Here is a 25,473-nt window from a genome sequence, read left to right as displayed (position 1 = left end):
CATGTCGAGCCAGCCGCGCCTCTGGACCACATTCACCGAACCACTGATCCGGCAAAACCCGGTGACGCTGCAGATTCTTGGCATCTGCTCGGCGCTCGCGGTCACGACTTCGGTGGCGACGGCGCTTACCATGTCGGCCTCGCTGACGGCGGTTCTGGTCATGTCCGCCGGCATTATCAGCGTGATCCGGAACCAAATTCCGTCCTCTATCCGGCTCATCGTCCAGATCGTGATCGTCGCCTCGCTGGTCATCGTCATCGACCAGTTGCTGCAGGCCTATCTGTTCGAGATCAGCCAGCGGCTCTCCGTGTTCGTCAGCCTCATCACCACCAACTGTCTTGTGCTCGGCCGCACCGAATCTTTCGCCCGGCACAATCCGCCGGGGCGCGCGATGATCGACGCGCTGGGCAACGGGCTTGGCTATTCGCTCGTGCTGATCCTGATCGGCAGCCTGCGCGAACTGTTCGGCGCGGGAACGCTGCTTGACTGGCAGCTTCTGCCGACGGTCGATCAGGGTGGCTGGTTCACGCCGCTCAACCTGATGCTGCTTGCGCCCTCCGGCTTTTTTCTGCTGGGTGGCCTTGTCTGGGCGATCCGCAGCCTTCTTCCCGAACAGGTGGAGGCCGGTGAGTTCACCCCGCCGGAAACCGGGGAGGATGGCGCATGAACGAGCTCGCCGCCCTTTTCCTGCGCGCGGCCTTTGTCGACAACATGCCGCTGACGCTGTTTCTCGGCCTGTGCACCTTCATCGCGCTTTCGCGGCGCACGGGATCGGCCGTCGGGCTCGGCATTGCCATGATCGCCGTTCTGGGCGTCACGGTGCCGCTGAACAACCTGATCTATCATGCATTGCTCGCTCCGGGCGCATGGGCCTGGGCGGGTTCGCCCGGCATCGACCTTTCCTATCTCGCGCTGATCGCCTTCATCGGTGTGATCGCCGCGACCGTGCAGCTTCTCGAAATGGTGCTCGACCGCTTTTTCCCGGCGGTTTACGCGTCATTCGGCGTTTTCCTGCCGCTGCTCACCGTGCAATGCGCGATCTTGGCCGGCAGCCTGTTCATGGTCGAGCGTGACTTCGACTTCGTGGAATCCACCGTCTTCGGGCTCGGCGCGGGTACGGGCTTTGCCGTGGCCGTGATCATGCTCGGCGCGATCCGCACACGGCTCTCCTATGCGAACCTGCCGGAGGGGCTGCGGGGGCTTGGCATCACCTTCATCATCGCCGGCATGATGTCGCTCGGCTTTTCCGCCTTTGCGCAGATGGTGGCGTCATGACCGAGATCCTTCTGGGCGCCGTCATCATTGTCGCACTGATCGTGGCGCTGACGCTTGCGCTTCTGGCCACACGCCGCAAACTGGTTCCGGCGGAAGCGCTGACGGTCACCGTGAACGAGACCATGCCCATCGAGGCCGCACGCGGCGACCGGCTGCTTGGTGTGCTGCATGGCGCGGGCATCGGCATTCCCGCTGCCTGCGGCGGCTCGGGCACATGCGGGCTGTGCCGCGTCACCGTGGAGGGCGAAGGCGCGGGCGAACCGCAGGCGACCGAAAAAGGCATTCTTTCAGCGGCGGAGCGCAAGGCGCATGTGCGCCTTGCCTGCCAGACCGCCCTGCGCGGTTCCTGCACCGTTACCGTGCCGCAGGCCTTCCTGGGGGCGACAGGCTTCACCTGCCGTGTTGTCTCCAATCGCCAGCTGGCCCCGCTCATCCGGGAACTCGTTCTGGAACTGCCGGAAGGCCAGCCATTCGACTTTCAGGCCGGTGGTTTCATGCAGCTCACCGCGCCGCCCTATGAACTCGACTTTCAGGACATGGCGGTGGACGAGGCGTTCCGTGAAACATGGCGGCTTGCGGACTGGCCTGACATGCGCTCGGTTTCCGACACGTCTGTTACCCGCGCCTACTCCATCGCCAACCGGCCAGAGGATGCGGGCCGTGCGGTGTTCAACATCCGTCTGGCCGTGCCGCCGGCCGGCCGCGAGACGGATATTCCGCCGGGCATCGTTTCTTCCTGGCTTTTCTCGCTGAAACCCGGCGACCGGGTGGAAGCATCCGGCCCGTTCGGTGATTTCCACGTTCAGCCGACGCAGCGCGAGATGGTCTTCATCGGTGGCGGCGTGGGCATGGCCCCGTTGCGCGCGATGATCCACGAGCAGATCGGCCTCGGCACTGAGCGCAAGATGCATTACTTCTATGGTGCGCGCTCGGCAGCGGACCTCTTCTATGTCGAGGAATTCGACGCCATCGCAAAAGCGCATCCGAACTTCCGCTGGACGCCCGCCCTTTCCGATCCCGCACCGGGCGATCGCTGGACCGGCGCGACCGGCTTCATTCACGACACGGTGCGTTCCACGCTGGCCGGGCACCCCGCGCCAGAGGAATGCGAATACTATCTGTGCGGCCCGCCGGTGATGATCTCGGCAGTGCTCAACACGCTCGCAAAACTGGGTGTGGAGCCGCATATGATATACAATGACGACTTCGGAGGCTGAACGATGCGTCTGAACCTTACCCGCCGCCACATGCTGGCGCTGACCGGCGCGACACTGGCAACCGCAGGCGGGGCCCGTGCGGCGATGGAAAAACCGGCCACGCGCACAATTGAAGGCCGGGCCTTTGCAAGCGCGTGGCGCATCACCCTGCCCGACGGCAACAATGCCGGGACGCTGCGCGCGCCCGTTGACGCGCTCCTTGCGCAGGTCGACCGGCAGATGTCGCCCTGGCGGGACGACAGCGAGATCAGCGCCTTCAACCGCGCTCACAAAGAAACTCCGGTTTCGGCAGAGACCGCGCTGGTCGCGCGGGCTGCGCTCGGCATCGCGGGGGCGAGCGATGGCTGGTTCGATCCGACCGTTGGCCCGCTCATCGCGCGCTGGGGTTTGGCCCGATCAGCGGCGACAGCATCCCGCGCTGGCAGGGGCTCGCGGCCACGGAAAACAGTCTCGCCAAGGATGCGCCGGGCCTGACCATGGACCTTTGCGGGATTGCCAAGGGACATGCGCTCGACCTTGTGGCGCGCCGCGTGGCGGATCTGGGCCATGGCGACTTCCTCGTCGATCTTGGCGGCGAACTCAAGGCGCTCGGCCAGCATCCTTCGGGACGCGACTGGCAGGTCGCCATCGAAGATCCCCGCCCCGACGCCATCGGCGCTGTTGCCGGCCTTCGGCTGCCCTCCGGCATGGCGGTCGCCACGTCGGGGCTGCGCGCGCAGAGCTATATGATCGGCGAACGACGCTACAGCCACATCATGGACCCGCGCCATGCCGCGCCGGTCGACGGGACGATTGCATCGGTCTCGGTTCTGGCTGAAAGCGCGATGCTGGCCGATGGCTGGGCCACAGCGCTCACCGCTGCGGATGCGGATGGTCCCGCGCTCGCCCGGCGCAACGGAATTGCAGCGCTTTTCCTCTTTCAGGACGGCGTACAGCTTTCGACCGTCACCACGGGCGGTTTCGACCGCCACCTGATCTGAGGAACGGGCATGGAGATCCTTCTCGCACTGGCGATCTTTCTTCTCGCGGCAACCGGCCTTGCCGTTGGCCTGTTTTCCGGGCGTGGGCCCGTGAAGGGCTCCTGCGGCGGCATGGCCTGCCTGAAAGATGTCGCCTGTGAGGGCTGCCCGAACCGTAGCCGGCAGGAGAGCCAGCAATGACGAATGGCGCCACCCTGGAAGCCATCCTGCAAAAGGACATGCCGGTTCTGAAACCGGATATGCCGATCCGCCGCGCCGTCGCGCTTCTTGTCGAGGCCGATGCGGCTGCCGCCCCGGTGGTCGACGACAGCGGTGCGCTCATGGGCATCGTCACGCAGAAGGACTGTTTTCGGCCTGCGCTCAATGCGAGCTATTATCAGGAATGGAAAGGCACCGTCGCCGATCATATGAGCAGCGAGGTTGTCACCCTGTCGCTGACCACCGATCTTACGAGCGCTGCCGAAGCCTTTCTGGAAAAGCCCTACCGGGTCTTTCCCGTTGTCGACGGCTCCCGCCTCGTCGGCATGTTGCGCCGTTCGGACGTTCTGGCCGCGCTGGTCGCGTTGGGCTGAAGTTCATCCTTTGAGGAAATGCGCGAAGACAGGACGAAACACTATTTCGCTCTGTCACAAGCACAACATTTCGGAATCTTATAGTTTTGTTTCCAGTATAGTCGTTATTCGGCTGAGGAGTTATCGGAAATGAGAGATTCTATGACAATCATCCTTGGAATAATCGCTTTTGTCGTTGCTTTCGTGGCAAGCAGCGTTCTGATGCCCACCTCGGCCGAGGCCTGCACCCGCTTTGTCTATCAGGGTGCTGCCGATCAGGTGATCACCGCCCGTTCCATGGACTGGAAAACCGATGTCGGCTCCAACATCTGGGTGTTTCCGCGCGGCATGGAGCGCTCCGGCGAAGCTGGCCCGAACTCGATCGAGTGGACGTCGAAATATGGCAGCGTCATCACGTCCGGCTACGACGTTTCCACGACGGATGGCATGAACGAGGCAGGTCTCGTTGCCAATGTTCTGTGGCTGGTCGAGTCCGAATACCCGAAGGTTGAAGGCGATGCGCCCACGCTCTCGCTTGGCGCATGGGCGCAGTATGTGCTCGACAATTTCGCAACGGTTGCCGAAACCGTCGAGGCGTTGGAGAAAAACCCCTACACCATTGTCACCGCAGACGTTCCCGGCGAAACCCGGCTGGCAACGCTTCATCTTTCGATCTCTGATGCGAGCGGCGACAGCGCCATCGTGGAATATATCGACGGCAAGCAGGTCATCCACCACAGCCGCGACTATCAGGTGATGACCAATTCGCCGACCTTCGATCAGCAGCTGGCGCTCAATGCGTATTGGAAGCAGATTGGCGGCACCGTGATGCTGCCTGGCACCAACCGCGCAGCCGACCGCTTCGCCCGCGCTTCCTTCTATGTGAACGCAATCCCGAAGACGGACAATGCGGTCGAAACCATCGCGAGCGCTTTCAGCGTGATCCGCAATGCTTCGGTTCCCTTCGGCATTTCCACGCCCGAACAGCCGAACATTTCCTCGACCCGCTGGCGCACCGTCGCCGATCATGAGCGCAAGCTCTACTTCTTCGAGTCTGCGCTCACCCCGAACATCTTCTGGGTCGACATGAACAAGCTGGATCTTTCGAAAGAAACCGGCAGCGTCATGAAGCTCGATCTCGGGCCGAACCAGACGAACATCTATTCCGGCGTCGTCAACGAGGATTTCCAGAAGGCCGAACCCTTCCGTTTCCTTGGCGTCGAATAACCGCCTGAGCGGTTTTCAATTAACGGGCATTTTCCGGGGGCGGCTCAGTTGCCCCCGGTGCGGCGCCTGAAGCGCTCCAGCGCGGCATTCAGGTGACAGGCGATGGCGGACCGCGCCCATTCGCCGTTCCCGAGGCGAATTGCCTTGACGATCTCCCGGTGCTGGCGAAGGCTCTCTTCGATATCGGCGTCCTCATAGATGAAGAAGCCGCCGATAACCTGCGGGATTTCCAGAAGATGCCGGCCGCACAGGCGCAGATGCACGCTGCCCGACCCCTCATAGAGCATTTCGTGAATGGTGCGGTTGCCCGCATCGAGCTTCTTCACCCAGCCCGTTGAACGCGCGGCAAAAGCCTGCTCCATCTCATCGCAGGTGTTTTCAAGCAGGGTTATCTGCTCGTCGGTGGCATGCTGGGCGCACAGAAAAGCCCCGTGACCTTCAAGAAGGATGCGCAATGTGAAGACATCGGCCGTGTTCTCTTCGCGCCATGGGGTGACCAGCGCACCGCGCTTTTCGCCCGGCATGAGAAGCCCCTCGGAGATCAGCCGCGCAATGGCGCTGCGCACCGGGGTCCGGCTGACCTCCAGCTCGCTTGCCAGCATTTCCTCTTTCAGCTTGGTGCCGGGATCGTAATAGCCAGAGATCAGGCGCCGTCTCAGCTTGACGTAAACGGTGTCTGTCACATTCATGTTGCTACCTCCTGCATCACGCGACTCTGCCGGCCTCCTCATACTACTCCCCATCATACGTGAAGAAGGCCGCGCATGGCGCAGCCTTCTGAAATTGGCAAGACAGCCTTTCTAATCTCTGCTGGCAAGCGCTTCGATCCGGCTTCTTCTGCGCCTCCACATTTTCATGGCGAGAGGCAGTGCAGTGGTTGCGAGAATGAGCGCCACCAGAAGCAGCGAAATAACATCCTGAAACAGCGAGAACACGCCCTCGCCCGAAATCAGCAGGGCGCGGCGCAGGTTCTCTTCTGCAATCGGCCCGAGGATAACGGCCAGAACCGCCGGGGCCGTCGGGATATCCATCTTCTCCATCGCATAGCCCAGCACACCGAAACCCAGCATCAGCCAGACTTCGAACATGCTGTTGTGAATGGCGAACACGCCGATGGTGGCCATTACGAAGATCATGGGGGCCAGAAGCTGCGTGGGCATTTTCAGGACATTGACGAAGGCCCGCGCGCCGACACTGCCCAGAATGAGCATCAGCCCGGAGGTGACCAGCATCGCAAGCATGAAACCGTAGGTGATCTCGGCCTTGTCGCGGAAAAGCTGCGGACCGGGGATCAGGCCATGCACGAGAAGCGCGCCGAGAATAACGGCGGCCACCGAACTGCCCGGAATGCCGAGTGTCAGCGCCGGGATAAGCGTTGCCGCCGTGTCGGCGTTGTTGGCGCATTCGGGTGCGGCAACGCCTTCCGGCGCGCCTTTTCCGTATTTGTCCTTGTCGGCGTCGCTGCGTCGCTGCTCGTTCCAGGCAAACAGGGCAGCGACATTGCCGCCAAGTGCCGGAATGATGCCGGTCACGACACCGATTATCGACGAACGGATCCAGACCGGGATCAGGCTCGACCAGCGAAAGGCCATTTCCTCTTCATTGATCGCCTTTACTTCGGCATCGGGCTTTTTCGGGCTCAATGCCAGATCGATGGCCGGCGGGATGGCGTAGAGACCGGTGAGCAACACGATGATGTTCACGCCGCTGAGGAGTTCCAGCTCATTGAAGGCAAAGCGTTCCGTGCCCGTCATCATGTCGATGCCGATCATGCCGATAAACAGACCGAAACAGGCGGAAAGAAGCCCCTTTACCGGGTTCTCGGACAGAAGAACGGCAATCGTCATCAGCCCGAAGATGGCGAGCCAGAAATAGTTTGCGGCGCTGAATTTCAGCGCGATCAGCGAGAGCGGCGGCGCGAGCGAAAGAAGCGCAATTGCGCTGACCGCAGAGCCGATACTGGAGGAAACCAGCGAGATGCGCAGCGCCAGTCTCGCATGACCGCTCTGCGCCATGGGATAGCCGTCGAACACGGTTGCAATGCCCGCGGGCGTGCCCGGAATGCGTAGAAGAATAGCCGGGATCGAGCCGCCATACATCGCGCCATTGTAAATGCCCGCGACCATGCCAAGCGCCACCACGGGTTCCATGGTGAAAGTCAGGGGAATGAGGACTGCGATGCCCATCGTGGCCGAGAGGCCGGGCAGCGCGCCAACCGCGATGCCGATGATCGTCCCGCCGATCATCGCGATGATGGTCCCCAGCGAGAAAACCAGCGGCAGCGCGTCAAGAATATGCTGAAAAACGTCCCCCATATCAGCCTCCGAACGGCAAGAGGATAATCTCGGGCGGCAAGGGGACCACCAGCAAGAAACGGAACACGGCGATCAGCACACAGACGAACAGCACCGTGCCGATGATGAGGCCCTTCAGGTTTCGGTATCCGAGTCCCCAGGCCAGCGTCGGCACGATGATGGCCGCACTCGTGTAGAAGCCGACAAATCGCATGCCGAAGAGGAGTGCTGCGCCTGCAACAATCAGCAGGAGCGCGCCGCGCAGCTGCGCCGAAGTGGGGGCAAGCATCGGCCCATCCGCCTGCCGCAGGGCGCTGACGGACTGGGCGAGCCATAAGCCTGACAGAACCAGCATGAGGGTCATGACGCCACGCGGCATCAAACCGCCCTCGCCCGAATATCTCCAGGCCTCAAGCAGACCCAGCAGGCTCAGCACAACGGCCGCCAGTGCGAATCCGCTTTCAAAAACGGCTCGTCTCACATCCCCCTCCCACTCCAAACAGTGAAGGCGGGGCCAGAGCATCGGACCGAAAAACGGAAACCGCTTTTCGGTTATTCCGATGCTTCATCAACAGATGAGATCGTCCTTTGTGCATCCGAATGGACGCATGACGACCCAGGCCCCGCCGACAACAACCGGTCTTGCGACTACTCCTGAACCCAGGGCGTCGTCTCCCAAAGCTCGCGGAACGTCGCGTCGAGCGACTCGAGCTCCGCCTTGTACGCGGCTGCGTTCATGTAGGACAGCGCCAGATGCTGTTCCTTCGCCTTTGTCTGGAATTCCGGATCCGCAACGGCAGCCTTCAGCGCTTCCTCCAGCTTGGCGACGACATCTTCAGGAACACCGGCAGGGGCAGCGATGCCGCGCATGGAGCCCATGATCACGTCGTAACCTTCTTCCTTGAAGGTCGGAACTTCGGTCGCGCCATCCCAGCGTTCATTGGACATCTGGCCAAGCGCGTGCAGCGCGCCTTCATGAACGTCGGCAATCGTCTCGGAGATGTTCATGCTGGCCATCATGATGTGGCCGCCGAGCGTCGCCGTGCGCACATCGGCATTTCCCGGGAAGGGAACATGCTTGAGCTGAACGCCGGTCATGCGCTCGAACTCCAGCGCCGAGAGGTGATCGTCGGAACCGATGCCCGTGGAGCCATAGGTCAGCTTGCCCGGGTTTTCCTTTGCATAGGCGATCAGATCGTCGAACGTCTTGATCCCGCTGGACGGAAGCACGCTGAAAGCGCCCGGATCGTCGACCACATTTGCGATCGGCGTGAAGCTCTCGAGCGAGTAGCGCGCTTTGCGCTGAATCGGGATTGTCAGGATGTTCGGCGTGTTGATGAAGCCGATCGTGTAGCCGTCCGGCTTGGACTGCGCCAGCTCGGTAAAGCCGATTTCGCCGCCTGCGCCGGGGCGGTTCAGAACAACGATGGAAGCATCTTCGCCGAGATATTTCTCGATGAATGGCGCGAGCGTGCGCGCGGCAATGTCGGTGCCGCCACCGGCGCTGTAGGCGACGATCATGTTGATCGGGCGCTCGGGATATTCGGCGTGTGCGGCAGTGATGGACCCGGCGACGAGCGCCGAAGCGATGGCAAGTTTGATCATGTTTCCTCCCTTGGCCCGTGCTCCTCACAGGCATTATGGATACATATTACGTTAAGTTCAGGGATGCGCCAGCGTAAAGAGATTTTTGCACGGCTCATGCAAAAATATCAAAACCTATTGTTTTTACGCACTAAAATTTTGCGAAGGGCCCCGTTCTAGAAATGAAAATGAAAGCCGGCTCTGGTTTCTGTCTTGCTTTTTGTATTTTTTTTGTATCAACCTGAATGGCAATCCGATGCCCTATGGCGCTCGGGAGGAGACAAAGAAATGAATGATTCGTCCGGCACTCACGGTGTCCGGTTGCTGGTCGTCGGCTTCGGCGCCGCAGGCCGGGTATATTGCGAGGCGTTCGCAAAAGCAGGCGCAAAAGTCACTGCCGTAGACCCCGCACTGAATGCAACCGCCATGGAAGCGGCAGGCAGGCTGGGGATTGATACATCGCACACGCTTCCTGACACACTTGACGGCATGGACCTGACTGTCGTTCTGACGCCGGCCTCCGTGAGCCTCAAGATCGAAGCAGCGATTGGCGAGCGGCCGGGCGACTGCCCCGTGCTCGATCTCACATCCTCGACGCCCGAGGCGATGCACGCGGCGCAGGAGCTTTTGGGAGACCGGCTCGTTGACGGCACGGTGATGGGCGCTGTCGGGCTTGGCGGCGTTGCAACACCGATGATTCTTGCCGGCGAAAAGGCGCAGGCGGTTGCCGATATCCTCGCTCCGCTTGGCTGTCGCATAACCTGCCTTGATGGGGTTCCGGGAGACGCCAGCACACTGAAACTCCTGCGCTCGCTTTTCATGAAGGGCCTTGAAGCGCTTGTGGTCGAAACACAGCTTGCCGCAGCAACGCTTGACCAGAACGAGAACCTGCCGCTCGCCCTGTCCGACCTCTCGGAAGTCGACATCAATGCCTTCCTGGCCGAAATGCTGCGCACCCATCCAAAACACGCAGCCCGCCGGCATGTGGAGATCGTTGCCGCTTCAGACCTCATGGAGAAGGCCGGCATGCGGCCGATCATGGCTGATGCAGCATCAAGCCTGTTCGCCAGAACCGCCTCCTTTGGGGCCGGTCCGGATGAAACGCCCGATCACGCGATCAACTGGCTTCTAAAAACCACCCAACCGGACTGTGAGGAGCGGCATGAGCAATCGCCCGGTCATCTGGATCACTGAACCGATCCACGCCGACGCGCTCGACAAACTGGGTGCGGTCACGGAAATCCTGGGCCCCGGCCCGCTTCCAGAAGCGCGCAGCGACGAAGTTCAGGCGATCATCGTGCGCGCCAACACGATCGACAAAACGCTTTGCGACCGTCTGCCAGCACTTCGCGTCGTGGGCAAGCACGGTGCTGGAACGGATAATATCGACCTGCCCCTGATGGCGGAACGCGGCGTTGAAGTGTTCAAGACCGAAGGCGCGAACGCCGAATCGGTCGCGGACCTGGCCGTGCTGCACGCCATGACCCTGCTTCGCAGCCCGCACCGGCATGACCAGGCGTTGCGCAAAGGCCGAAACGGCGATGACGGTGTTCGCGTCGGCTACGAATTGTCGGAGCGCCGCGCCGGCATTCTCGGTGTCGGGGCCATTGGACGTGCGGTGGCAAAACGCCTGTCGGACGGGTTCGGCGCGCAGGTTCACGGATACGACCCCGTGCTGCCGGAGCATCTTTGGCCGGAAACCATCGCCCGTAAAACGGATTTCGACGCCTTTCTGGCAGAAACGGATCTTCTTTTCCTGCATCTGCCGCTGACGCCTGAGACACATCATCTGATCGACGCGCGGGCGCTGGATCAGCTTCGCCCCGGCGCATTCGTGGTGAATTGCGCGCGCGGCGGGATCGTGGATGAAGCCGCTCTGGCGAAGGCCATGCGGTCCGGTCAGATCGCGGGCGCTGCCTCGGATGTGTTCGAGAGCGAACCGCCTTCGCCTGACGCGCTGCTTTTCGCGGACGACCTGAATTTCATCGGCACCCCTCATATCGGCGCATCCACGCAGGCCGGCCTGCGCCGTACCGGCATGATGATTGCCGACAAAGTCTTGAATGCCCTGTTGCTTGAGAAGGAAGTAGAATTATGACCATCGGCTTTTGTGTGCGCAAACGGCAGCGGCGCGTGGAGCAGAGCACCATTGACGCGTTTCGTGAGCTGCCGGTCGCCAATGTGAGCGATTGCATGTCGCGCATGTATGCCGGTGGCGCGCGGCTGCGGCCGATCCACGACGCCCGGAGCGTTCTGGCAGGACCGGCCCTGACCGTCCGCACCCGTCCCGGCGACAATCTGATGCTGCATCATGCGCTCGACATTGCCGAACCGGGCGACGTGATCGTTGTGGACGCCGGCGGTGACCTGACCACGGCGATCCTCGGCGAGATCATGGTTGCGATCGCGAAAAAGCGCGGGGTTGCCGGCATCATCGTCAATGGCGCAATCCGCGATGCCGACGAGATCCGGCGCATGGATTTTCCGCTCTACGCTGCGGGCGTCACCCATCGCGGCCCCTACAAGGACGGCCCCGGCGAGGTGAACACCACCATCGCAATCGACGGCATGGTCATCGAACCTGGCGATCTGGTCCTTGCCGATGGCGACGGAGTGCTTACAGTGCCGTTCGACCAGACGGAAACCATCCTCGCCGCGACGCGCAGGAAACAGGACGCAGAACAGGTTGAAATGGCCAAGATTGCCGATGGCAGCGTCGAAAGAGGCTGGGTGATGGAAAGCCTGCAATCGCGCGGCTGCGAATTTGAGTAGATGAACGATACGACTTCCACGGACCCGGTCTCCATTTCGCGGCGCAAGCCGTCCAGGGTGCCGCGCAGGCTGCGCGGCCACCTTTCACTGGATGATTTCGAGCGCAGTGCGCGCCGGCTCCTGCCGAAGTCGATTTTCGGATATGTCAGCGGCGGCGTGGAGACGGATGCAAGTCTGCGCGCCAATCGCGCCGCCTTCGGGCATATCGGTCTCCAGCCACGCATCTTGCAAGACGTTTCGCAGCGTTCTCTGGAAACGCGCCTGTTCGACCAGAGCTATACAGTGCCTTTCGGCGTTGCGCCGATGGGCTTCAGCGCGCTGGCAGCCTTTGATGGCGATGTGGTGCTGGCCAGAGGCGCGGCATCCGCCGGCAGTTTCGCAATCTGCTCGGCAGCGTCCCTGACGCCGCTCGAAAGGGTCGCCAGAGAAGGCGGGAGCCGCTGGTTTCAGGCCTATATACCGGGCAACATGGCGCGCATCGAGCCGCTTCTGAAACGCGTTTCCGCTGCCGGTTTCGATCATCTTGTGGTGACCGGCGACGTTCCGGTGGCGGGCAATCGCGAAAACAATGCGCGCAACGGCTTCGATGCACCCTTTCGCATCACGCCGCAGCTTGTCTGGCAGGGCATCACCCATCCCCGATGGACGCTCGGCACGCTGGGACGTGAAATCGCGATGCGCGGCATGCCGCATTTCGAAAACATGGAGGCCGTTCAGGGCCCGCCTCTTTTCTCCCGCGATCTCGTTCGCTCGACCATCGAGCGGGACCGGCTGTGCTGGGAGGATATCCGCCGCATACGCGACCTGTGGTCGGGCCGCCTGATCGTGAAAGGCGTTCTGCACCCGGATGATGCGCGCATGGCCCGGACGCTGGGCTGCGACGGGGTCATCGTCTCCAATCATGGTGGCCGCCAGCTCGACACAGCCGTCTCGCCCCTTCAGGTTCTCCCCTCGATACGGGAAGCCGTGCCGGAGATGCCCGTCATGTTCGACAGTGGCATCCGCCGGGGCACGGATGTTTTGAAAGCGATCATGCTGGGGGCGGACTTCGTCTTCGTGGGGCGTCCCTTCCTCTATGCGGCGGCAACCCATGGCGAGGACGGCGTGCGACACGTGGCGGCGCTGCTGCGCGAAGAAGTGGACCGCGACATGGCCCTTCTCGGCATCACCGCGCCATTGCAGATGCGCGAAGCCGCCGAACTCTCTCTGCCCCGCTGACCCGTCACAGACTGCGACATTCTTAAAGCGCCTTCGACCGGAGGCGCTCTCCAGCCATGCGCGCTTTCTCACAGGCAGAAACGGGCCGGCGCGCAAAAGCCTTGCGCAAACCGAAAGGTTCATACTATTAAAAATCGTACAGACTAGGAAGTTCCGATGACCAGACTTGCCATCGACATTGGCGGCACCTTCACCGACGTCGTTCTCGAACGCGAGGGCGCGATCCATTCGCATAAATTGCTCACCACGCCGGCCGCCCCTGAAGAGGCCGCGCTGGAGGGAAGCGCCTTTCTGGTTTCGGAGCTGGGTCTTTCCTTCGCCGATGTGCGCACGGTCATCCACGGTACGACACTTGCCACCAATGCGCTGATCGAGCGGCGCGGCGCGAAGACGGCCTTCATCACCACGGAAGGTTTCAGGGACATCCTCGAGATGGCCTATGAGAAGCGTTTCGAACAGTACGACACCGACCTCCAGCTTCCGCAGGCGCTGGTTCCGCGCGAACTGCGCTTCACACTGCGCGAGCGCATCGCCGCAGATGGCAGGGTTCTGGCTGCGCCGGATCGCGAGGATGTTCGGGCTCTCGCCGCGCGCCTTTGCGACGAGGGCGTTGAGGCGGTCGCAGTCGGCTTCCTGCACGCCACGGTCAAACCCGCGCATGAAAAGCTGGTTCACGACTGGCTGCGCGAAGACCTGCCCGCCGCGGTGACGATTTGCCTTTCCTGCGAGGTTTCGCCGGAAATCCGCGAATATGAGCGTTTTTCGACCACCTGCGCCAATGCCTATGTGCGCCCGTTAATGGCGCATTATCTGCATCGCTTCGACGCTGCATTACGGGAGCGCGGCTTTGCCGGGCAGTTCATGCTCATGCTTTCGGGCGGCGGTTTGACGACGCTGGAACAGGCGGCCCGCATTCCCATCCGACTGGTGGAATCGGGACCGGCCGGCGGCGTCGCGCTGGGCGCGCGTGTTGCGCGCGAGACCGATGAGGCAAAGCTTCTCGCCTTCGATATGGGCGGCACGACTGCAAAGATCTGCTTTCTTGAAGATGCCGTTCCGGCCACCACCCGCCGCTTTGAAGTCGCCCGCGCATGGCGTGACATCAAGGGCAGCGGCCTGCCGGTTCGCGTGCCGACCACGGAACTGGTTGAGATCGGCGCGGGCGGCGGCTCCATCGCCAGGCGCGATGCGCTTGGGCGGCTCGCGGTCGGACCGGAAAGCGCAAGTTCGGTTCCAGGCCCCGCCTGTTACGCGCTGGGCGGCGCCATGCCGGCCATCACCGACGCCAATGTGGTGCTCGGCAAGATCCGTCCCGAAGGCTTTGCCGGGGGCAAGATCACGCTTCAGCCGGAGCTTGCGACCGCCGCCATTGAAGAGCATGTCGCCACGCCGCTTGGCCTGAGCTCTGCCGAATGGGCTGCAGCCGGCATTCTGGAAGTGGGCGAGGAAGCGATGGCCAATGCCGCGCGGGTTCATGCCATCGAACAGGGCAAGGATGTCACGCGCTACACGATCATGGCGTCCGGTGGCGCAGGCCCGTTGCACGCGGTGCGCATTGCCGAAAAGCTGGGCATTGCGCGTGTCATTATTCCGACCTTTGCCGGTGTGGGGTCCGCCCTCGGTTTCCTGAGTGCGCCGGTCGCCTATGAGGTGGCCCGCTCGACGCTTGCGCCAATGGAGCGGCTGGACCTCAACCGTCTCGCCATGCTGCAGGAAGAGATGCGCAGGGAAGCATCCGCAGTGGTTCTGCCGGCCCTTGCCGAGGGAGAACCGGCGACGATCAGCCTTGCAGCCGAACTGCGCTACAGCGGGCAGGGACACGCGCTGCGCGTGCCTCTCGAAAAACCGCTTGCAAACCCCGCCGATGCAAAGGCGCTGGAGCAGGCTTTCATCACGCTCTACCGCGACACTTACGGCACCGTTCTGGAAAACAATCCGGTCGAACTGGTCGCCCTGTCGCTCATCTGCCGTGGCCCGGCCGCACCGCTGGTGGAAGCGCCGGCAGCGGACGCCGGAAAGCAAACGACCATTGCCGGAACGGTAAAGGTGTTCGACCCGGTGCGCGGCGAATTCGTCGAAAGCGCGCTGGTGCCGCGTGAAGGGCTGGCGCCCGGCCAGCCCCTGCCCGGCCCCGCCTTGGTGAGCGAAGCCCAGACCACCGCCTACGTTCCGACCGGATGGGCGATTACGCTCCATCCCTTCGGTCATGTCATTCTCGACCGCGAGGTGCGGCCATGAACGCCACCACTCCCCTTTCCGACGCAGACATCATCGCCATGAACGTGCTCTGGAACCGGCTGATTTCGGTTTCGGAGGAACAGGCCAACGCGCTTCTGCGTGTGGCTTTCGGCGCGATCGTTCGCGAATCCGGAGACCTGTCCGCTGGCGTTTTCGATGCGGAAGGCCGCATGATGGCGCAGGCCGTCACCGGCACGCCGGGCCATGTGAACACGATGGCGCGTTCCGTCTGCGCCATGCTGGAGCATATTCCGGCAGATACGCTGGTCGAAGGCGATGTGCTTGTCACCAACGATCCCTGGCTGGGTGCCGGCCATGTGTTCGACTTCGTCGTCGTCACGCCGGCATTCGTGAATGGGCGGATTGTCGGCTACCTCGCCTCGACCTGCCATGTGGTCGACATTGGCGGGCTCGGCTGGTCGGCCGAAGGGCGCTCCGTTCAGGAGGAAGGCGTTCTCTTCCCCGTGATGAAGCTGCGCAAGGCCGGTGTTCTGAACGAGGATTTCCTCGGCATCGTCACGGCGAATTCGCGCATCCCGCGCGAGGCGCGGGGCGACATCATTTCGCTGATGAGCTGCAATGATGAAGGGCTGAAGCGGCTGCTCGACCTGATGGCCGAATACGAGCTGACCTCGTTGCAGCCACTGGCCGCGTTCATCTTCGAGCGCTCCGCCACGGCCACGCGTGAAGCCATCGCGCGGCTGCCTGCCGGCACTTACAGCGCCGACACCACGCTCGACGGTTACGATGCGCCTATCGAGATCAGGGCGCGGATGACCATCGGCGAGGGGGTGATCGAGGTTGATCTGGCCGGTTCGTCGCCTGCCGCTCCGCGCGGCATCAATTGCCCGCTCGGCTATAGTCAGGCCTATGCCTCCTTCGGCATCAAGGTTGCGGTCGCGCCGCATGTGCCCAACAACCACGCCTCGCTGGAGGCAATCCACATTACTGCGCCTTCCGGTCTGATCGTCTCTGCCGAGCGCCCCGCTCCGGTCACCGCGCGGCATGTGGTTGGGCAGGCCCTGCCGGACCTGATGCTTGGCTGCCTCGCACAGGCCATGCCGGGGCAGATCCTTGCCGAAAGTGCGGGTGCGCTCTGGGTTCTGGCGATTTCCGGCGAAGACGCAGGGCCGGAAGCCCGCAGTTTCGCTTCGCTCAATGTGGCGCTTGGCGGCATGGGCGCACGGCCCGCATCCGATGGGTTGTCAACGACCGCGTTTCCTTCGGGCGTCGGTGTGGTTTCGGTCGAAGTGGCCGAATCCGTCGCTCCGCTCATCTATGAGCGCAAGGAATTCGCACCGGACAGCGGCGGCGCGGGGAAATGGCGTGGCGGGCTCGGGCAGGAGATCCGCATCCGCGCGGCAAAGGATCAGGCGCTGATCGTGTCCGCCGCCGCATTCGAGCGGCTGAGACGCGGTGCGGAAGGCCGGGAGGGCGGCCTTTCCGGACTGCCGGGTGCTGCCCGCATTACCGACGGAACGGAGATCACGTCGAAAGGGCTCTACCGGGTTCCACCGGGCGAGGCGCTGGTGTTGCGCACACCGGGTGGTGGCGGCTTTGGCCCCGCAACCGAACGCGGGAAGGAACGCGTGGAAGACGATCTGCGGCGCGGCATGATCACGCAAGCTGTCGCGCATGAGATCTATGGCTTGAAATGAAGTGAAGAACCGACAATAGCACCTTCAAGAGGAGAGAACGGACAATGATCGCATATTCACTCAAGGCACTGGCGGCAGGCGCAGCGCTTGCTCTCGTGAGCGGTTCGGCAATGGCCCAGACCAAGCTGGACTTCTCGACGCCGTGGCCCGAGACGAACTTCCAGAACGTTGCGGCAAACAGGTTCGCTGAAGCCGTGAAGGAAGCCACTGGCGGCTCCGTCGAGATCACCGTGCACAAGGGCAGCGAGATTGGCGTTTCCGCCTCGGAATCTCTGGCAGCCGTGGAAAATGGCATTGTGCAGATGGGCAGCGTCCTTCTCTTCCTTCAGGCTGGCGAAGAGCCGGTTCTGGCGATGGACACCCTTCCCTTCCTGATCCGCGGACAGGATGAGATGAAACTCTTCCTCGAAGCCGCATCGCCGCTCTATGACGAGATCGCCGAGCGCCACAATCAGAAGATCCTCTACTATGTTCCGTGGCCGTCTCCGGGCGTCTACTCGCGTGAGAAGATCAGCTCCTCCGCCGACATGGAAGGCGTGCGCATTCGCGCATTCAACCCGGCCAGCTTCCAGTTCCTGACGCTGCTTGGCGCAGCACCGCTGGAAATGCCCTGGGGCGATGTCGCCCCCGCTCTGGCCGCCGGCACCATCGACGGTGTGGCCACCTCCACCTCCTCGGGCGTCGATGGCAAGCTTTGGGATCTCACCGCCTTTTTCAGCCCCATGCAGTGGTCCACCTCTTCGGACGCCGTAACCGTCAATCTCGATACCTGGAACGCGCTTTCGCCCGAAGAGCAGACCAAGATCGAGGAACTGGCTGCAAAGATGCAGGAAGAGTTCTGGGCGCTCTCGGCAGCCGAAGACGAAACCAAAGGCAACACTCTGGCCGAAAACGGCATGACCATCGTTCAGCCGGACGAGAGCCTCATGACGTTGATGGGCGAGAGCGGCCGCACCATGTGGGATGAGTTCATCGAGCGCGTGCCCGAGGCCGGCCCGGTGATCGAAGCCTACACCAAGGCAGCCGGCAAGTAGCCAATTCCGGGCGTCCTTCATCGGGACGCCCGCTTCCGGGGGCCCAATGTTGCACGGCTTTCTGAAATTCTCCGACACGACGTCGTGGCTGGCTGAAACGCTGGCCAGCATCCTGCTATACGGCTTCTGCCTTCTGATGCTGGCGGAAGTCTTCAGCCGTGGCTTTCTCGCCACCAGCCTGGCGGTGTCGTGGGAGTTTTCGAGCTTTGCGATGGCCGGGGTCTTCCTGCTCGGCGCCGGACCGGCGCTGCGGCGCGGCAGCCATGTGCGTGTCACACTTGCGCAAGGCTTTCTCGGGCTGCAGGGACAGCGCTGGCTCAACATTGCGGCGACGGTTGTCGGCATCGCGCTGGCGCTGCTTGTGTTGATTTCCTTCTGGTCTCTCTTCGCCAATTCATGGGCGCGCGGCCTGCGCCAGTCGAGCTACACGAACACGCCGCTCATCTATCCGCAGGCACTCGCCGTTCTGGGTGCAGCGCAGCTCGTTCTGGACCTGTGCGCCCGCACGGTCCGATTATGGCTCGATCTGCCTGCGGAACAGCCGCTTGCGAAGGAGGAAGCCGATGCTTGAGATCGGGCTTCTGACGCTTCTGCTGTTTGCAGCGTTTCTGCTGGGCTCGGTCTGGGTCGGGCTTTCGCTCTTTGGCGTGGCGTTCACGCTGCTTGCCGTCTTCAAGCCCAACCTGCCGCTGATTGCCTATACGGGCAAACTCCTTTGGTCGTCGCTCACTGCACAGGAACTGCTGGCGCTGCCGCTCTTCATTCTGATGAGCGATATTCTGGTGACGGCGCGGCTCGGCCAGTCGCTGTTTTCCGGCCTCGCACCATGGGTGACCCGCCTGCCCGGTGGATTGCTGCATGTGAATGTCGCCGGATCGACCCTGTTTGCCGCCGTTTCCGGCTCATCGGCGGCGACGACGGCCATTGTCGGGCGCGTCACCCTGCCGGAACTTGAAGCGCGCGGCTATGACCGGCGGCTTTCCGTCGGTTCTCTGGCCGGCTCCGGCACGCTCGGCTTCCTGATCCCGCCCTCGATCATCATGATCATCTATGGCGTGGCCGCGCAGCAGAGCATTCTCGAACTGTTCATCGCAGGCATCGTTCCCGGCATTCTTCTGGCGACGATCTTTGTGTCCTACATTGCCGTGGCGCACACGGTTTCAGGGCGGCAGGAAGAGCGCGCGCGCTACAGCTGGGCGGACCGATGGCGCGGCCTGAGGGAAATCGGCCCGATGGTCGCGCTTATCGGCGGCATCATGGGCGCGCTCTATTTCGGGCTGGCGAGCCCGACCGAACTTGCCGCCACCGGTGTTCTGGGCGCGCTGATCCTTTCCTGGGTGCGCGGCGGCCTGACCTTCAAGGGGCTGGCGATGGCCGGACGCAGCGCCGTAGCAACCAGCGCCATGATGGGGCTGATCCTTGCCGGCGCGGCTCTCTTGAACGCAGCGCTCGGCTTTCTGGGTCTCCCGAAGGCGATTGCAGGGCAGATTGCGCTGCTTGAGCTCTCGCCGATGATGCTGATCGTTTTCCTGCTGGCGTTTTATGTGCTGATCGGCATGTTCCTCGACGGCACGTCGATCATCGTGATGACCCTGCCGATCACCCTGCCGCTGGTGGTCGCAGCCGGGTTTGATCCGGTCTGGTTCGGCATTTTCATCGTGATCGCCGTCGAAATTTCGCAGATCACGCCACCGGTCGGCTTCAATCTGTTCGTTATTCAGTCGCGCACCGGTCTTCCGATGTCGTTTCTCTTCAGAGCGGTGTTTCCCTTCTTCCTAATCATGCTGGGTTTTGCCATTCTGCTTGCAGTCTTTCCGCAAATTGTCCTCTGGTTGCCGAGCAGTATCTGATCGATGAATGCACCTCTTCCCCGCCACGCCCAACTCACCCAGACGCTGCGCGACCGCATCACGTCCGGCGCGCTGAAACTGGGCGAAAGGCTGCCGCCGGAGGTCGATCTTGCTGCCGACTACAATGTGAGCCGCACCACGCTCCGCCGCGCCATGGCCGAGCTGGAAAGCGAGGGGCTGGTCGAAAGACGCCGCCGGCTTGGAACAATTGTCGTCTCCAACCAGCCGCAAAAGAGCCTGCGCATGGCGACCAGCGGTTTCCCGGAACTGCTCAGCCTGACGAAGAGTTCACGGCTTCAGGTGCTCAAGACGCGTCACGTGGCCGATGGCGAAAGCCCGTTTCTGGGCAAGCATCAAAGCTCCACCGGCTTCTGGCTGGAGATCACGGCGGAACGTTTTCTCGGCCAGTCCGAAAAGCCGGTCAGCTGGCTGGTCATGTTTGTCGATGGCGCGTTTGCGGGGATCGACCCGGTTCTCGACCGGGTGGGCGGCTCGGTCTTCGAGCTCATCGAAGGTCTCTTTGATCTGCAGATCACGCGGCTGCGCCAGTCCGTGACGGCGCTTGCCTGCCCGTCGCAGGCCGCCGCCTCCATCGGGCTGGAAGCGGGCATGCCCGTCATTGCGCTCGATGCGGAGCTCTACGCCGAAGATGGCAGGCTCGTTGAGATCACCCACGCGATCTACGACCCCAACCGGTTCCGGCTGCGCACAGATGTCTGGATGGACTGAAGCCGGATTGCGTTCGTTCTAGAACACCGCACCGATGTCGTTCGTGCAGCGCAGCAGTTTTTCGATCAAGCGGTCGTGAAGGTCGTTTTCGTCATACTGGCCCTGCGGGAAGATGATCGACACCGCGCCCACGACACGCTTGTCGCGGTCAAAGACCGGAAGGGCGAGCGAGCTGACGCCTTCCACATATTCCGATTCACTGAACGAGAAGCCGCTGAACCGGATGGAGTTCAAAAGGTCGGTGAACTCCCGGCGCTCGACCAGCGTTTTTTCCGTATAGGCAGACAGGCTGAGCCGATCGAGGATCGCTTCGCGCTCTTCCCTGTCGAGGAATGCGAGGATGACGCGGCCGGCGGCAGTCGGCGTCAGCGGCACGCGGCTGCCGACAGTTACCATGTTGAGCGTGAAGCGGCTCGGCACAAAAGCATGGGCGACATAAACGGCCTCGTCGCCATCCAGCATGGCGAAGGATACCGATTCTCCGATCTCGTGAGAGACGTTGCGCAGAACCGGCTGCACCACCTGCGGAATGCTGCGGGTTTCGAGGAACCCGCGCGTCAGCCGCAGCACGCGCGGCGTTAGCTGATAGCGCCCGCGATCATGGGCCACGAAACCGAGCTGCTCCAGCGTGCGCACGAGACGCCGTGTCACCGCGCGGTTCAGCTCCACCTTCTCGGCGATTTCCGAAATGGTGAGTTCGCTGTTGCGCCCCTCGAAAGCCATGATAACGGACAGGCCCTTGCCGAACGTCAGGGATACTTCCTTGTCGTCCTTGTCGAGCAGGTGATGCAGTATCATGACTAAGCTGGCCTCCAGCGCCCCAGCGGCGCTTATCCGCGATCGTATCGTATCCGAAATTCAAACAGTATGCCGCCCTGCGGGCAGGCGCTTCGATCAGCAGCGCCTATCCTTCCTGCACGCCATACCCGGCTCCGCCACAGCTTTCAACGACCAGTTGATCCCCGCGGCGAAGAACCGGGGCTGAACGGCTGCCCAGTTCCTCCACCGTTCCATCGGCCCGCACGACGCGGGCGGCGGCAGGCTGCGGCGCACCGCCACCCAGAAGTCCATCGGGAACATGTCTGAACCGGTCGCCGCGCAGCGAAACATTGATGCCGTCCTGCAGTGCGAGATATCGGCGCTGGATGCCATCACCGCCGCGATAGCGCCCCGCCCCGCCGGAGCCACGGCGAATGCAGGCGCTTACCAGACGCACGGGGATCTGCGATTCCAGCGCTTCGCCCGGCATGTTCATCGCGTTGCCGACATCGGTGGAAATGCCTGAAACACCATCGCTCTGCGGGCCGCCGCCGGCGCCGCCGGCGATGATCTCCGTGGCGATGAAGCGCTTTCCATCTGCGCCCGCGCCCGAAAAGGCCAGCACGAAGGACATGCCCGAATTGGCTGCCGGCATGGTCTCCGGCAAAGCCCGGGCGAGCCCTTGCAGAAGCGTCGATGTGGTGCTGCGCACAATGCCCATGCGCGCATTGACGGCTGCCGGCGGCGAGGCATTGATCGCGCAGTTTTCCGGCAGGACCAGTTCCATGGTCCGCACCACGCCGCCATTGCGGAACACCGTATCGCCCATCGCGCTGAGCAGGCTGTAGAATGCAGCCGCGAACGGGCCTGAGCGCACGCAATTGATGGGTGCGGCCACTTGCCCGCTCGTGCCGGTAAAATCGGCGCGGAAAAGGCCGTCGCCGCAGTCGAGGCTGAGCGCGATCCGCACTTCCGGCAGGCCCGGCGCAGGATCGAGCTGTCCACTCGCCACATGTGGCCCCGGTGCCATGGTGAAAATCGTGTCGCGCGCGAGCGCTTCACCCCGCTCCAGACAGGTCACGATGCCTGTGGCGAAGGCATCCATCCCTATCTCTTCAGCCAGGCTGCCGAGAAGCGAACCGGCTTTCACCGCCGCGCCGATCTGCGAGGAGAGGTCGCCAAGCACCGTATCGGCCGCGCGTGAATTGGCGCTGATGAGATTGACCACGAGAGGGTCGATCCGGTCGCCGGCGCCCATCTTAAGCGGCGGCAGGCGCAGGCCCTCCTGGAAAATGTCCACCGCATCCGGCGGCACGGAGCCTGCCCGCATGCCGCCAATATCCTGATGATGAAGAATGCTTGCCGCGAGCGCGATCACCTTTCCTTCTGCGAAGACCGGGCGCATCACCGTCAGGTCAGGCAGATGCGTCCCGCCGAGGAAAGGGTCGTTCATGAGATAGAGATCGCCCTCGCGCATCGTCTCAACCGGGAAATGCTCGAGCATTGAACGCACGGAGCCATCAAGCGCCCCGAGAAGAAGCGGAATGGCGTCGGAAAGCGCCAGAAGCTCTCCGGTGGGGGTCAAAAGTGCTGCGGCTGCATCGTTTCCTTCACGCACCACGGGCGAGACCGCCGTGCGGAAGAGCATTTCCTGCATGGTCTGGGCGATGGCATTCAGGCGCATCTGCAATGTCTCGGGACGCAGCGCCACGGCGGCTGAATTGCGCCTGACAAAGGACACCAGCCCGCCTTCGATGACGCGCTCCCAGCCCGGGGCAGGCTGAAGGCCCATGGCCTCGCCCCCGGCGAGCTTCTTTTCCAGCGCCTTCTGTTCTTCAAGGAGGAAACGCCCGATCCTGAACACGAACCCCGCCTCGCGCGACGGATTGCCAAATCGCTCGGTGTGATAGGCAGTGAAGGCTTCGCGAATGGTCTCCACCGTCGGCTGCCCCTCATCAAGGGTGAGCGTGACGGGGTGCATGAAGGCGTTCGGCGCTATCGTGATCTGAACAACACCCTTGCTGGCGGCTGGCGCCTCTGCACGGAGTGTGTCGAGCGCCTGTCGGAGGCGCTCGTCGGTCAGTCCATTGAGGGGCGCGTTCAGCGTTTCCGACGCTTCGCTTACATGCCGGGCCAGGAGAAGACCGGCAGCGCCCGACACTGCGGCGAGTTCATCAACAATGATGCGGTTGACGCCAAGCCGCTCGCCCAGCGCATGCGCCATGACACCGCCAAGGCCGCCGCCGACAATCAGCGGCACGGCTGCCGGGTCGACATTTCGGTCAACCGCGTAACGAACAAGGGCGGCCACGACGCTGTCGAGCGCCGCGTCCCGGATCATCGCGGCGAGTTCGTCGCACCCGATTGACGCCTCTTCAGCAAGCCGGGCAACGCGGTCGCCCGCATCCGGTGCGAGTGCGGTGGGTAGTTGCCTGAGCGAAACAAGTGCGTCGGTGAGTGTGGGCGCATTGGAATCGCCTGAAAAGCGGATGCCGGCAGCGCCCGCCCACTGTGCCCGCGCGCCGCCGCCCAGAGCGACGCTTTGAATGTCGGCCATGGGATTGCGTACGGGCACGCCGGCAACGACGCTGTAATGTGTCTGCGCCGGTGCGCCATTTTCCAGCAGCACAATGTCCGTGCTGGTCGACCCCATGTCGAGCGCAAGCGCCTGCCGGGAACCTGCCATTTCTGCGAGTGAAGCGGAGAAAAGCGCCGAGGCCGCAGGACCGCCCATCAACTGCCGGCCAGCCGCAGTGCGAGCCAGCTTTGGCGTTACGAGATGACCACGCGAATCCGCAAAGGAGAGGCGGCCCGAGAAGCCGAGCCCTTCAAGTTCGTCTGCGATGCGATCCACATTTACCTGCTGCGCCGGGCAAAGGGCGGCTTCCAGACAGGCCGAGACCGTGCGTTCATATTCGCGGGCATTGCCGTCGACCGTGTGCGACAGGATGACGGGAATGCCGGGCGCGACTTCTGAAAGAATTTCGGCGCAGAGGCGCTCATGCGCCGGATTGACGAAGGAGAACAGAAAGCAGACCGCAATGGCCTCCACGCCCTGATCGCGAAGTGCTGCTCCCGCCGAACGGATCTGATCGACCGACAGGGGGGCGATTTCCGCGCCGTTCCTGTCGAGTCGGCCTTCCACCTCGTGGATGCCGTCCGGCATCACCAGAAATGTGGGGGACGGCGAGCGCGCGACCGGATCGTAAAGCTCGGAACGGTTTTGCCGGGCAAGCGCCAGCGTGTCCGCAAAGCCGCTGGTGGTGATCAGACCAACCCGGGCGACCTGCTTTCCAAGAAGCATGTTTACCGCGCCTGTTGAGCCCAGGCGGATCTCTTCAAGCGCTGTGGGTTCAAACGCCCATTGCTGTGAAAAATGCCGGATCGCAGCCGCGATCTCTTCGGCCACCGCTCCCGCGCCCTGCGTCATCTTTCCGGTGCGCAGGACGCCATTCGCCGACAGCGCCAGGTCGACGGTCGAGGCTCCGATATCGATGCCCAGAGCGCTCAAGAGACGGCCTCTTCCAGTCGGGTTTCGAGCGCCGTTTCAAGCGGCAGGAATTCCACATCCGTGCCGCCGCGCGTGCGCCACATGGTGGAAGCGAAATGCCCCGGCCCATCAAGGGCGATGATGCCGTGATGCCAGACGCCGGGATTGTAGATCACCACATCCTTCGGGCCACCGATGAAGCCGTGGGCGGTGCTTTCATGGGGATGGCCTTCCCACACGATCACGAGGTAGCGGGTGACGGACATGGGCACGAACATCTGCGAACTGTGCTCATGGCGCTCGGCCTGGTTGATGCGCACGACATCGCCCTCAGGCTGCACATCATAGAAATCCAGAGCGAGATCGACCGCCTCGGCATCGTGCTGGAAGACAGAAGGAGACTTCGTCAAAAGCACCGTATCGGCCCGGATCGACTTTGTTATCCCCTGCCCCGCGCAGGCAACATGGCCATAGGGTGCAAAACTGGCGCTGTTCAGCTGTCGAACTGCAATCATTCCCGCTCTCATATTTTATTCGATAATCGAACTTTTGATCAATTATTATAACGACAGCTGACCGCTTCTCTGTCAATTCCAA

General features: G+C 62.6%; 25 protein-coding genes. 18 read left to right on the top strand and 7 right to left on the bottom strand.

Annotated elements, in window-relative coordinates:
- Position 1: 1 nt before the first annotated feature.
- The 8 genes from DEJ54_RS21905 (at position 2) to DEJ54_RS21870 (ending at position 5,250) form a co-directional block, all read left to right on the top strand.
- Positions 2-667, top strand: a complete 666-nt coding sequence (locus DEJ54_RS21905) for an NADH:ubiquinone reductase (Na(+)-transporting) subunit D (protein ID WP_113156871.1) — start codon at positions 2-4, stop codon at positions 665-667.
- The gene (gene nqrE / locus DEJ54_RS21900) at positions 664-1,275 is read left to right on the top strand and encodes an NADH:ubiquinone reductase (Na(+)-transporting) subunit E (RefSeq protein WP_113156870.1); all 612 of its coding nucleotides are present in this window, start codon (positions 664-666) and stop codon (positions 1,273-1,275) included. The genes DEJ54_RS21905 and nqrE overlap by 4 nt, the downstream gene beginning before the upstream one ends.
- A complete protein-coding gene (gene nqrF / locus DEJ54_RS21895) occupies positions 1,272-2,492 on the top strand; it encodes an NADH:ubiquinone reductase (Na(+)-transporting) subunit F (RefSeq protein ID WP_113156869.1) in 1,221 nt (406 codons plus the stop codon). Before nqrE ends, nqrF begins: the two co-directional genes overlap by 4 nt.
- Positions 2,493-2,495: 3 nt before the next feature.
- Positions 2,496-2,966 carry an FAD:protein FMN transferase gene (locus DEJ54_RS23645; RefSeq protein ID WP_113156868.1) on the top strand — a complete coding sequence of 157 codons (471 nt, stop codon included), beginning with the start codon at positions 2,496-2,498 and terminating at the stop codon, positions 2,964-2,966.
- 2 nt (positions 2,967-2,968) lie between these two features.
- The gene (locus DEJ54_RS23640; protein WP_113156867.1) at positions 2,969-3,472 is read left to right on the top strand and encodes an FAD:protein FMN transferase; all 504 of its coding nucleotides are present in this window, start codon (positions 2,969-2,971) and stop codon (positions 3,470-3,472) included.
- 9 nt (positions 3,473-3,481) lie between these two features.
- Positions 3,482-3,652 (top strand): (Na+)-NQR maturation NqrM, encoded by a 171-nt coding sequence (gene nqrM / locus DEJ54_RS21880; RefSeq protein WP_113156866.1) that lies wholly within the window; start codon positions 3,482-3,484, stop codon positions 3,650-3,652.
- A complete protein-coding gene (locus tag DEJ54_RS21875; protein ID WP_113156865.1) occupies positions 3,649-4,044 on the top strand; it encodes a CBS domain-containing protein in 396 nt (131 codons plus the stop codon). Before nqrM ends, DEJ54_RS21875 begins: the two co-directional genes overlap by 4 nt.
- A gap of 201 nt (positions 4,045-4,245) precedes the next feature.
- Positions 4,246-5,250 (top strand): linear amide C-N hydrolase, encoded by a 1,005-nt coding sequence (locus DEJ54_RS21870; protein WP_224873291.1) that lies wholly within the window; start codon positions 4,246-4,248, stop codon positions 5,248-5,250.
- 44 nt (positions 5,251-5,294) lie between these two features.
- On the opposite strand, the gene DEJ54_RS21865 is transcribed toward DEJ54_RS21870, so the two are convergent.
- From DEJ54_RS21865 to DEJ54_RS21850, 4 genes are all read right to left on the bottom strand, one after another.
- Positions 5,295-5,939 carry a GntR family transcriptional regulator gene (locus DEJ54_RS21865; RefSeq protein WP_162742436.1) on the bottom strand — a complete coding sequence of 215 codons (645 nt, stop codon included), beginning with the start codon at positions 5,937-5,939 and terminating at the stop codon, positions 5,295-5,297.
- A gap of 111 nt (positions 5,940-6,050) precedes the next feature.
- On the bottom strand, positions 6,051-7,565 hold the full coding sequence (locus DEJ54_RS21860; RefSeq protein WP_113156862.1) for a tripartite tricarboxylate transporter permease: 1,515 nt from the start codon (positions 7,563-7,565) through the stop codon (positions 6,051-6,053).
- 1 nt (position 7,566) lies between these two features.
- Positions 7,567-8,025, bottom strand: a complete 459-nt coding sequence (locus DEJ54_RS21855) for a tripartite tricarboxylate transporter TctB family protein (RefSeq protein WP_162742435.1) — start codon at positions 8,023-8,025, stop codon at positions 7,567-7,569.
- A 167-nt stretch (positions 8,026-8,192) separates the two neighbouring features.
- Complete coding sequence (locus DEJ54_RS21850; RefSeq protein WP_113156860.1) at positions 8,193-9,149, bottom strand: tripartite tricarboxylate transporter substrate binding protein; 957 nt, start codon at positions 9,147-9,149, stop codon at positions 8,193-8,195.
- Positions 9,150-9,416: 267 nt separating this feature from the next.
- Between DEJ54_RS21850 and DEJ54_RS21845 the strand changes: the two genes are divergently transcribed.
- From DEJ54_RS21845 to DEJ54_RS21800, 10 genes are all read left to right on the top strand, one after another.
- Positions 9,417-10,322 (top strand): NAD(P)-dependent oxidoreductase, encoded by a 906-nt coding sequence (locus DEJ54_RS21845; protein ID WP_113156859.1) that lies wholly within the window; start codon positions 9,417-9,419, stop codon positions 10,320-10,322.
- On the top strand, positions 10,291-11,226 hold the full coding sequence (locus DEJ54_RS21840; RefSeq protein WP_113156858.1) for an NAD(P)-dependent oxidoreductase: 936 nt from the start codon (positions 10,291-10,293) through the stop codon (positions 11,224-11,226). The genes DEJ54_RS21845 and DEJ54_RS21840 overlap by 32 nt, the downstream gene beginning before the upstream one ends.
- Entirely contained in the window at positions 11,223-11,900 is a 678-nt protein-coding gene (locus tag DEJ54_RS21835; protein WP_113156857.1) for an RraA family protein, read from the top strand. The genes DEJ54_RS21840 and DEJ54_RS21835 overlap by 4 nt, the downstream gene beginning before the upstream one ends.
- Positions 11,901-13,118, top strand: coding sequence for an alpha-hydroxy acid oxidase (locus DEJ54_RS21830; protein ID WP_113156856.1), 1,218 nt, complete (start codon positions 11,901-11,903; stop codon positions 13,116-13,118).
- A 156-nt stretch (positions 13,119-13,274) separates the two neighbouring features.
- On the top strand, positions 13,275-15,356 hold the full coding sequence (locus tag DEJ54_RS21825) for a hydantoinase/oxoprolinase family protein (RefSeq protein ID WP_113156855.1): 2,082 nt from the start codon (positions 13,275-13,277) through the stop codon (positions 15,354-15,356).
- Positions 15,353-17,014, top strand: coding sequence for a hydantoinase B/oxoprolinase family protein (locus DEJ54_RS21820; protein ID WP_113156854.1), 1,662 nt, complete (start codon positions 15,353-15,355; stop codon positions 17,012-17,014). Before DEJ54_RS21825 ends, DEJ54_RS21820 begins: the two co-directional genes overlap by 4 nt.
- 44 nt (positions 17,015-17,058) lie before the next feature.
- On the top strand, positions 17,059-18,048 hold the full coding sequence (locus DEJ54_RS21815) for a TRAP transporter substrate-binding protein (RefSeq protein WP_113156853.1): 990 nt from the start codon (positions 17,059-17,061) through the stop codon (positions 18,046-18,048).
- A 46-nt stretch (positions 18,049-18,094) separates the two neighbouring features.
- Complete coding sequence (locus DEJ54_RS21810) at positions 18,095-18,619, top strand: TRAP transporter small permease subunit (protein WP_113156852.1); 525 nt, start codon at positions 18,095-18,097, stop codon at positions 18,617-18,619.
- Positions 18,612-19,898 carry a TRAP transporter large permease gene (locus DEJ54_RS21805; RefSeq protein WP_113156851.1) on the top strand — a complete coding sequence of 429 codons (1,287 nt, stop codon included), beginning with the start codon at positions 18,612-18,614 and terminating at the stop codon, positions 19,896-19,898. Before DEJ54_RS21810 ends, DEJ54_RS21805 begins: the two co-directional genes overlap by 8 nt.
- Positions 19,899-19,901: 3 nt before the next feature.
- Positions 19,902-20,627, top strand: coding sequence for a GntR family transcriptional regulator (locus DEJ54_RS21800; RefSeq protein ID WP_113156850.1), 726 nt, complete (start codon positions 19,902-19,904; stop codon positions 20,625-20,627).
- Positions 20,628-20,645: 18 nt separating this feature from the next.
- On the opposite strand, the gene DEJ54_RS21795 is transcribed toward DEJ54_RS21800, so the two are convergent.
- The 3 genes from DEJ54_RS21795 to DEJ54_RS21785 all read right to left on the bottom strand — a co-directional run bounded on the left by DEJ54_RS21795 (position 20,646) and on the right by DEJ54_RS21785 (position 25,391).
- Positions 20,646-21,425: an IclR family transcriptional regulator gene (locus DEJ54_RS21795; protein WP_113156849.1), complete on the bottom strand. Its 780-nt coding sequence runs from the start codon at positions 21,423-21,425 to the stop codon at positions 20,646-20,648.
- Between the two features lie 106 nt (positions 21,426-21,531).
- The gene (locus tag DEJ54_RS21790) at positions 21,532-24,897 is read right to left on the bottom strand and encodes a hydantoinase B/oxoprolinase family protein (RefSeq protein ID WP_113156848.1); all 3,366 of its coding nucleotides are present in this window, start codon (positions 24,895-24,897) and stop codon (positions 21,532-21,534) included.
- Entirely contained in the window at positions 24,894-25,391 is a 498-nt protein-coding gene (locus tag DEJ54_RS21785) for an ureidoglycolate lyase (protein ID WP_162742433.1), read from the bottom strand. The genes DEJ54_RS21790 and DEJ54_RS21785 overlap by 4 nt, the downstream gene beginning before the upstream one ends.
- Between the last annotated feature and the right edge of the window lie 82 nt (positions 25,392-25,473).

The sequence above is a fragment of the Nitratireductor sp. OM-1 genome (genome assembly GCF_003296175.1).
In the GTDB taxonomy this organism is placed as follows: Bacteria; Pseudomonadota; Alphaproteobacteria; order Rhizobiales; family Rhizobiaceae; genus Nitratireductor; species Nitratireductor aquimarinus.
The sequence above is the reverse complement of the archived record's forward strand: the minus strand, read 5'-3'. Positions and strand labels throughout refer to the sequence as shown.

Coding starts and splice junctions, on each gene's coding strand:
- DEJ54_RS21875 (WP_113156865.1), top strand. CDS start 3,649: ATGACGAATGGCGCCACCCTGGAAGCCATCCTGCAAAAGGACATGCCG.
- DEJ54_RS21865 (WP_162742436.1), bottom strand. CDS start 5,939: ATGAATGTGACAGACACCGTTTACGTCAAGCTGAGACGGCGCCTGATC.
- DEJ54_RS21805 (WP_113156851.1), top strand. CDS start 18,612: ATGCTTGAGATCGGGCTTCTGACGCTTCTGCTGTTTGCAGCGTTTCTG.
- DEJ54_RS21835 (WP_113156857.1), top strand. CDS start 11,223: ATGACCATCGGCTTTTGTGTGCGCAAACGGCAGCGGCGCGTGGAGCAG.
- DEJ54_RS21905 (WP_113156871.1), top strand. CDS start 2: ATGTCGAGCCAGCCGCGCCTCTGGACCACATTCACCGAACCACTGATC.
- DEJ54_RS21830 (WP_113156856.1), top strand. CDS start 11,901: ATGAACGATACGACTTCCACGGACCCGGTCTCCATTTCGCGGCGCAAG.
- DEJ54_RS21815 (WP_113156853.1), top strand. CDS start 17,059: ATGATCGCATATTCACTCAAGGCACTGGCGGCAGGCGCAGCGCTTGCT.
- DEJ54_RS23640 (WP_113156867.1), top strand. CDS start 2,969: ATGGACCTTTGCGGGATTGCCAAGGGACATGCGCTCGACCTTGTGGCG.
- DEJ54_RS21810 (WP_113156852.1), top strand. CDS start 18,095: ATGTTGCACGGCTTTCTGAAATTCTCCGACACGACGTCGTGGCTGGCT.
- DEJ54_RS21820 (WP_113156854.1), top strand. CDS start 15,353: ATGAACGCCACCACTCCCCTTTCCGACGCAGACATCATCGCCATGAAC.
- DEJ54_RS21850 (WP_113156860.1), bottom strand. CDS start 9,149: ATGATCAAACTTGCCATCGCTTCGGCGCTCGTCGCCGGGTCCATCACT.
- DEJ54_RS21840 (WP_113156858.1), top strand. CDS start 10,291: ATGAGCAATCGCCCGGTCATCTGGATCACTGAACCGATCCACGCCGAC.
- nqrF (WP_113156869.1), top strand. CDS start 1,272: ATGACCGAGATCCTTCTGGGCGCCGTCATCATTGTCGCACTGATCGTG.
- DEJ54_RS21845 (WP_113156859.1), top strand. CDS start 9,417: ATGAATGATTCGTCCGGCACTCACGGTGTCCGGTTGCTGGTCGTCGGC.
- DEJ54_RS21795 (WP_113156849.1), bottom strand. CDS start 21,425: ATGATACTGCATCACCTGCTCGACAAGGACGACAAGGAAGTATCCCTG.
- nqrM (WP_113156866.1), top strand. CDS start 3,482: ATGGAGATCCTTCTCGCACTGGCGATCTTTCTTCTCGCGGCAACCGGC.
- DEJ54_RS21825 (WP_113156855.1), top strand. CDS start 13,275: ATGACCAGACTTGCCATCGACATTGGCGGCACCTTCACCGACGTCGTT.
- DEJ54_RS23645 (WP_113156868.1), top strand. CDS start 2,496: ATGCGTCTGAACCTTACCCGCCGCCACATGCTGGCGCTGACCGGCGCG.
- DEJ54_RS21800 (WP_113156850.1), top strand. CDS start 19,902: ATGAATGCACCTCTTCCCCGCCACGCCCAACTCACCCAGACGCTGCGC.
- nqrE (WP_113156870.1), top strand. CDS start 664: ATGAACGAGCTCGCCGCCCTTTTCCTGCGCGCGGCCTTTGTCGACAAC.
- DEJ54_RS21860 (WP_113156862.1), bottom strand. CDS start 7,565: ATGGGGGACGTTTTTCAGCATATTCTTGACGCGCTGCCGCTGGTTTTC.
- DEJ54_RS21785 (WP_162742433.1), bottom strand. CDS start 25,391: ATGATTGCAGTTCGACAGCTGAACAGCGCCAGTTTTGCACCCTATGGC.
- DEJ54_RS21870 (WP_224873291.1), top strand. CDS start 4,246: ATGCCCACCTCGGCCGAGGCCTGCACCCGCTTTGTCTATCAGGGTGCT.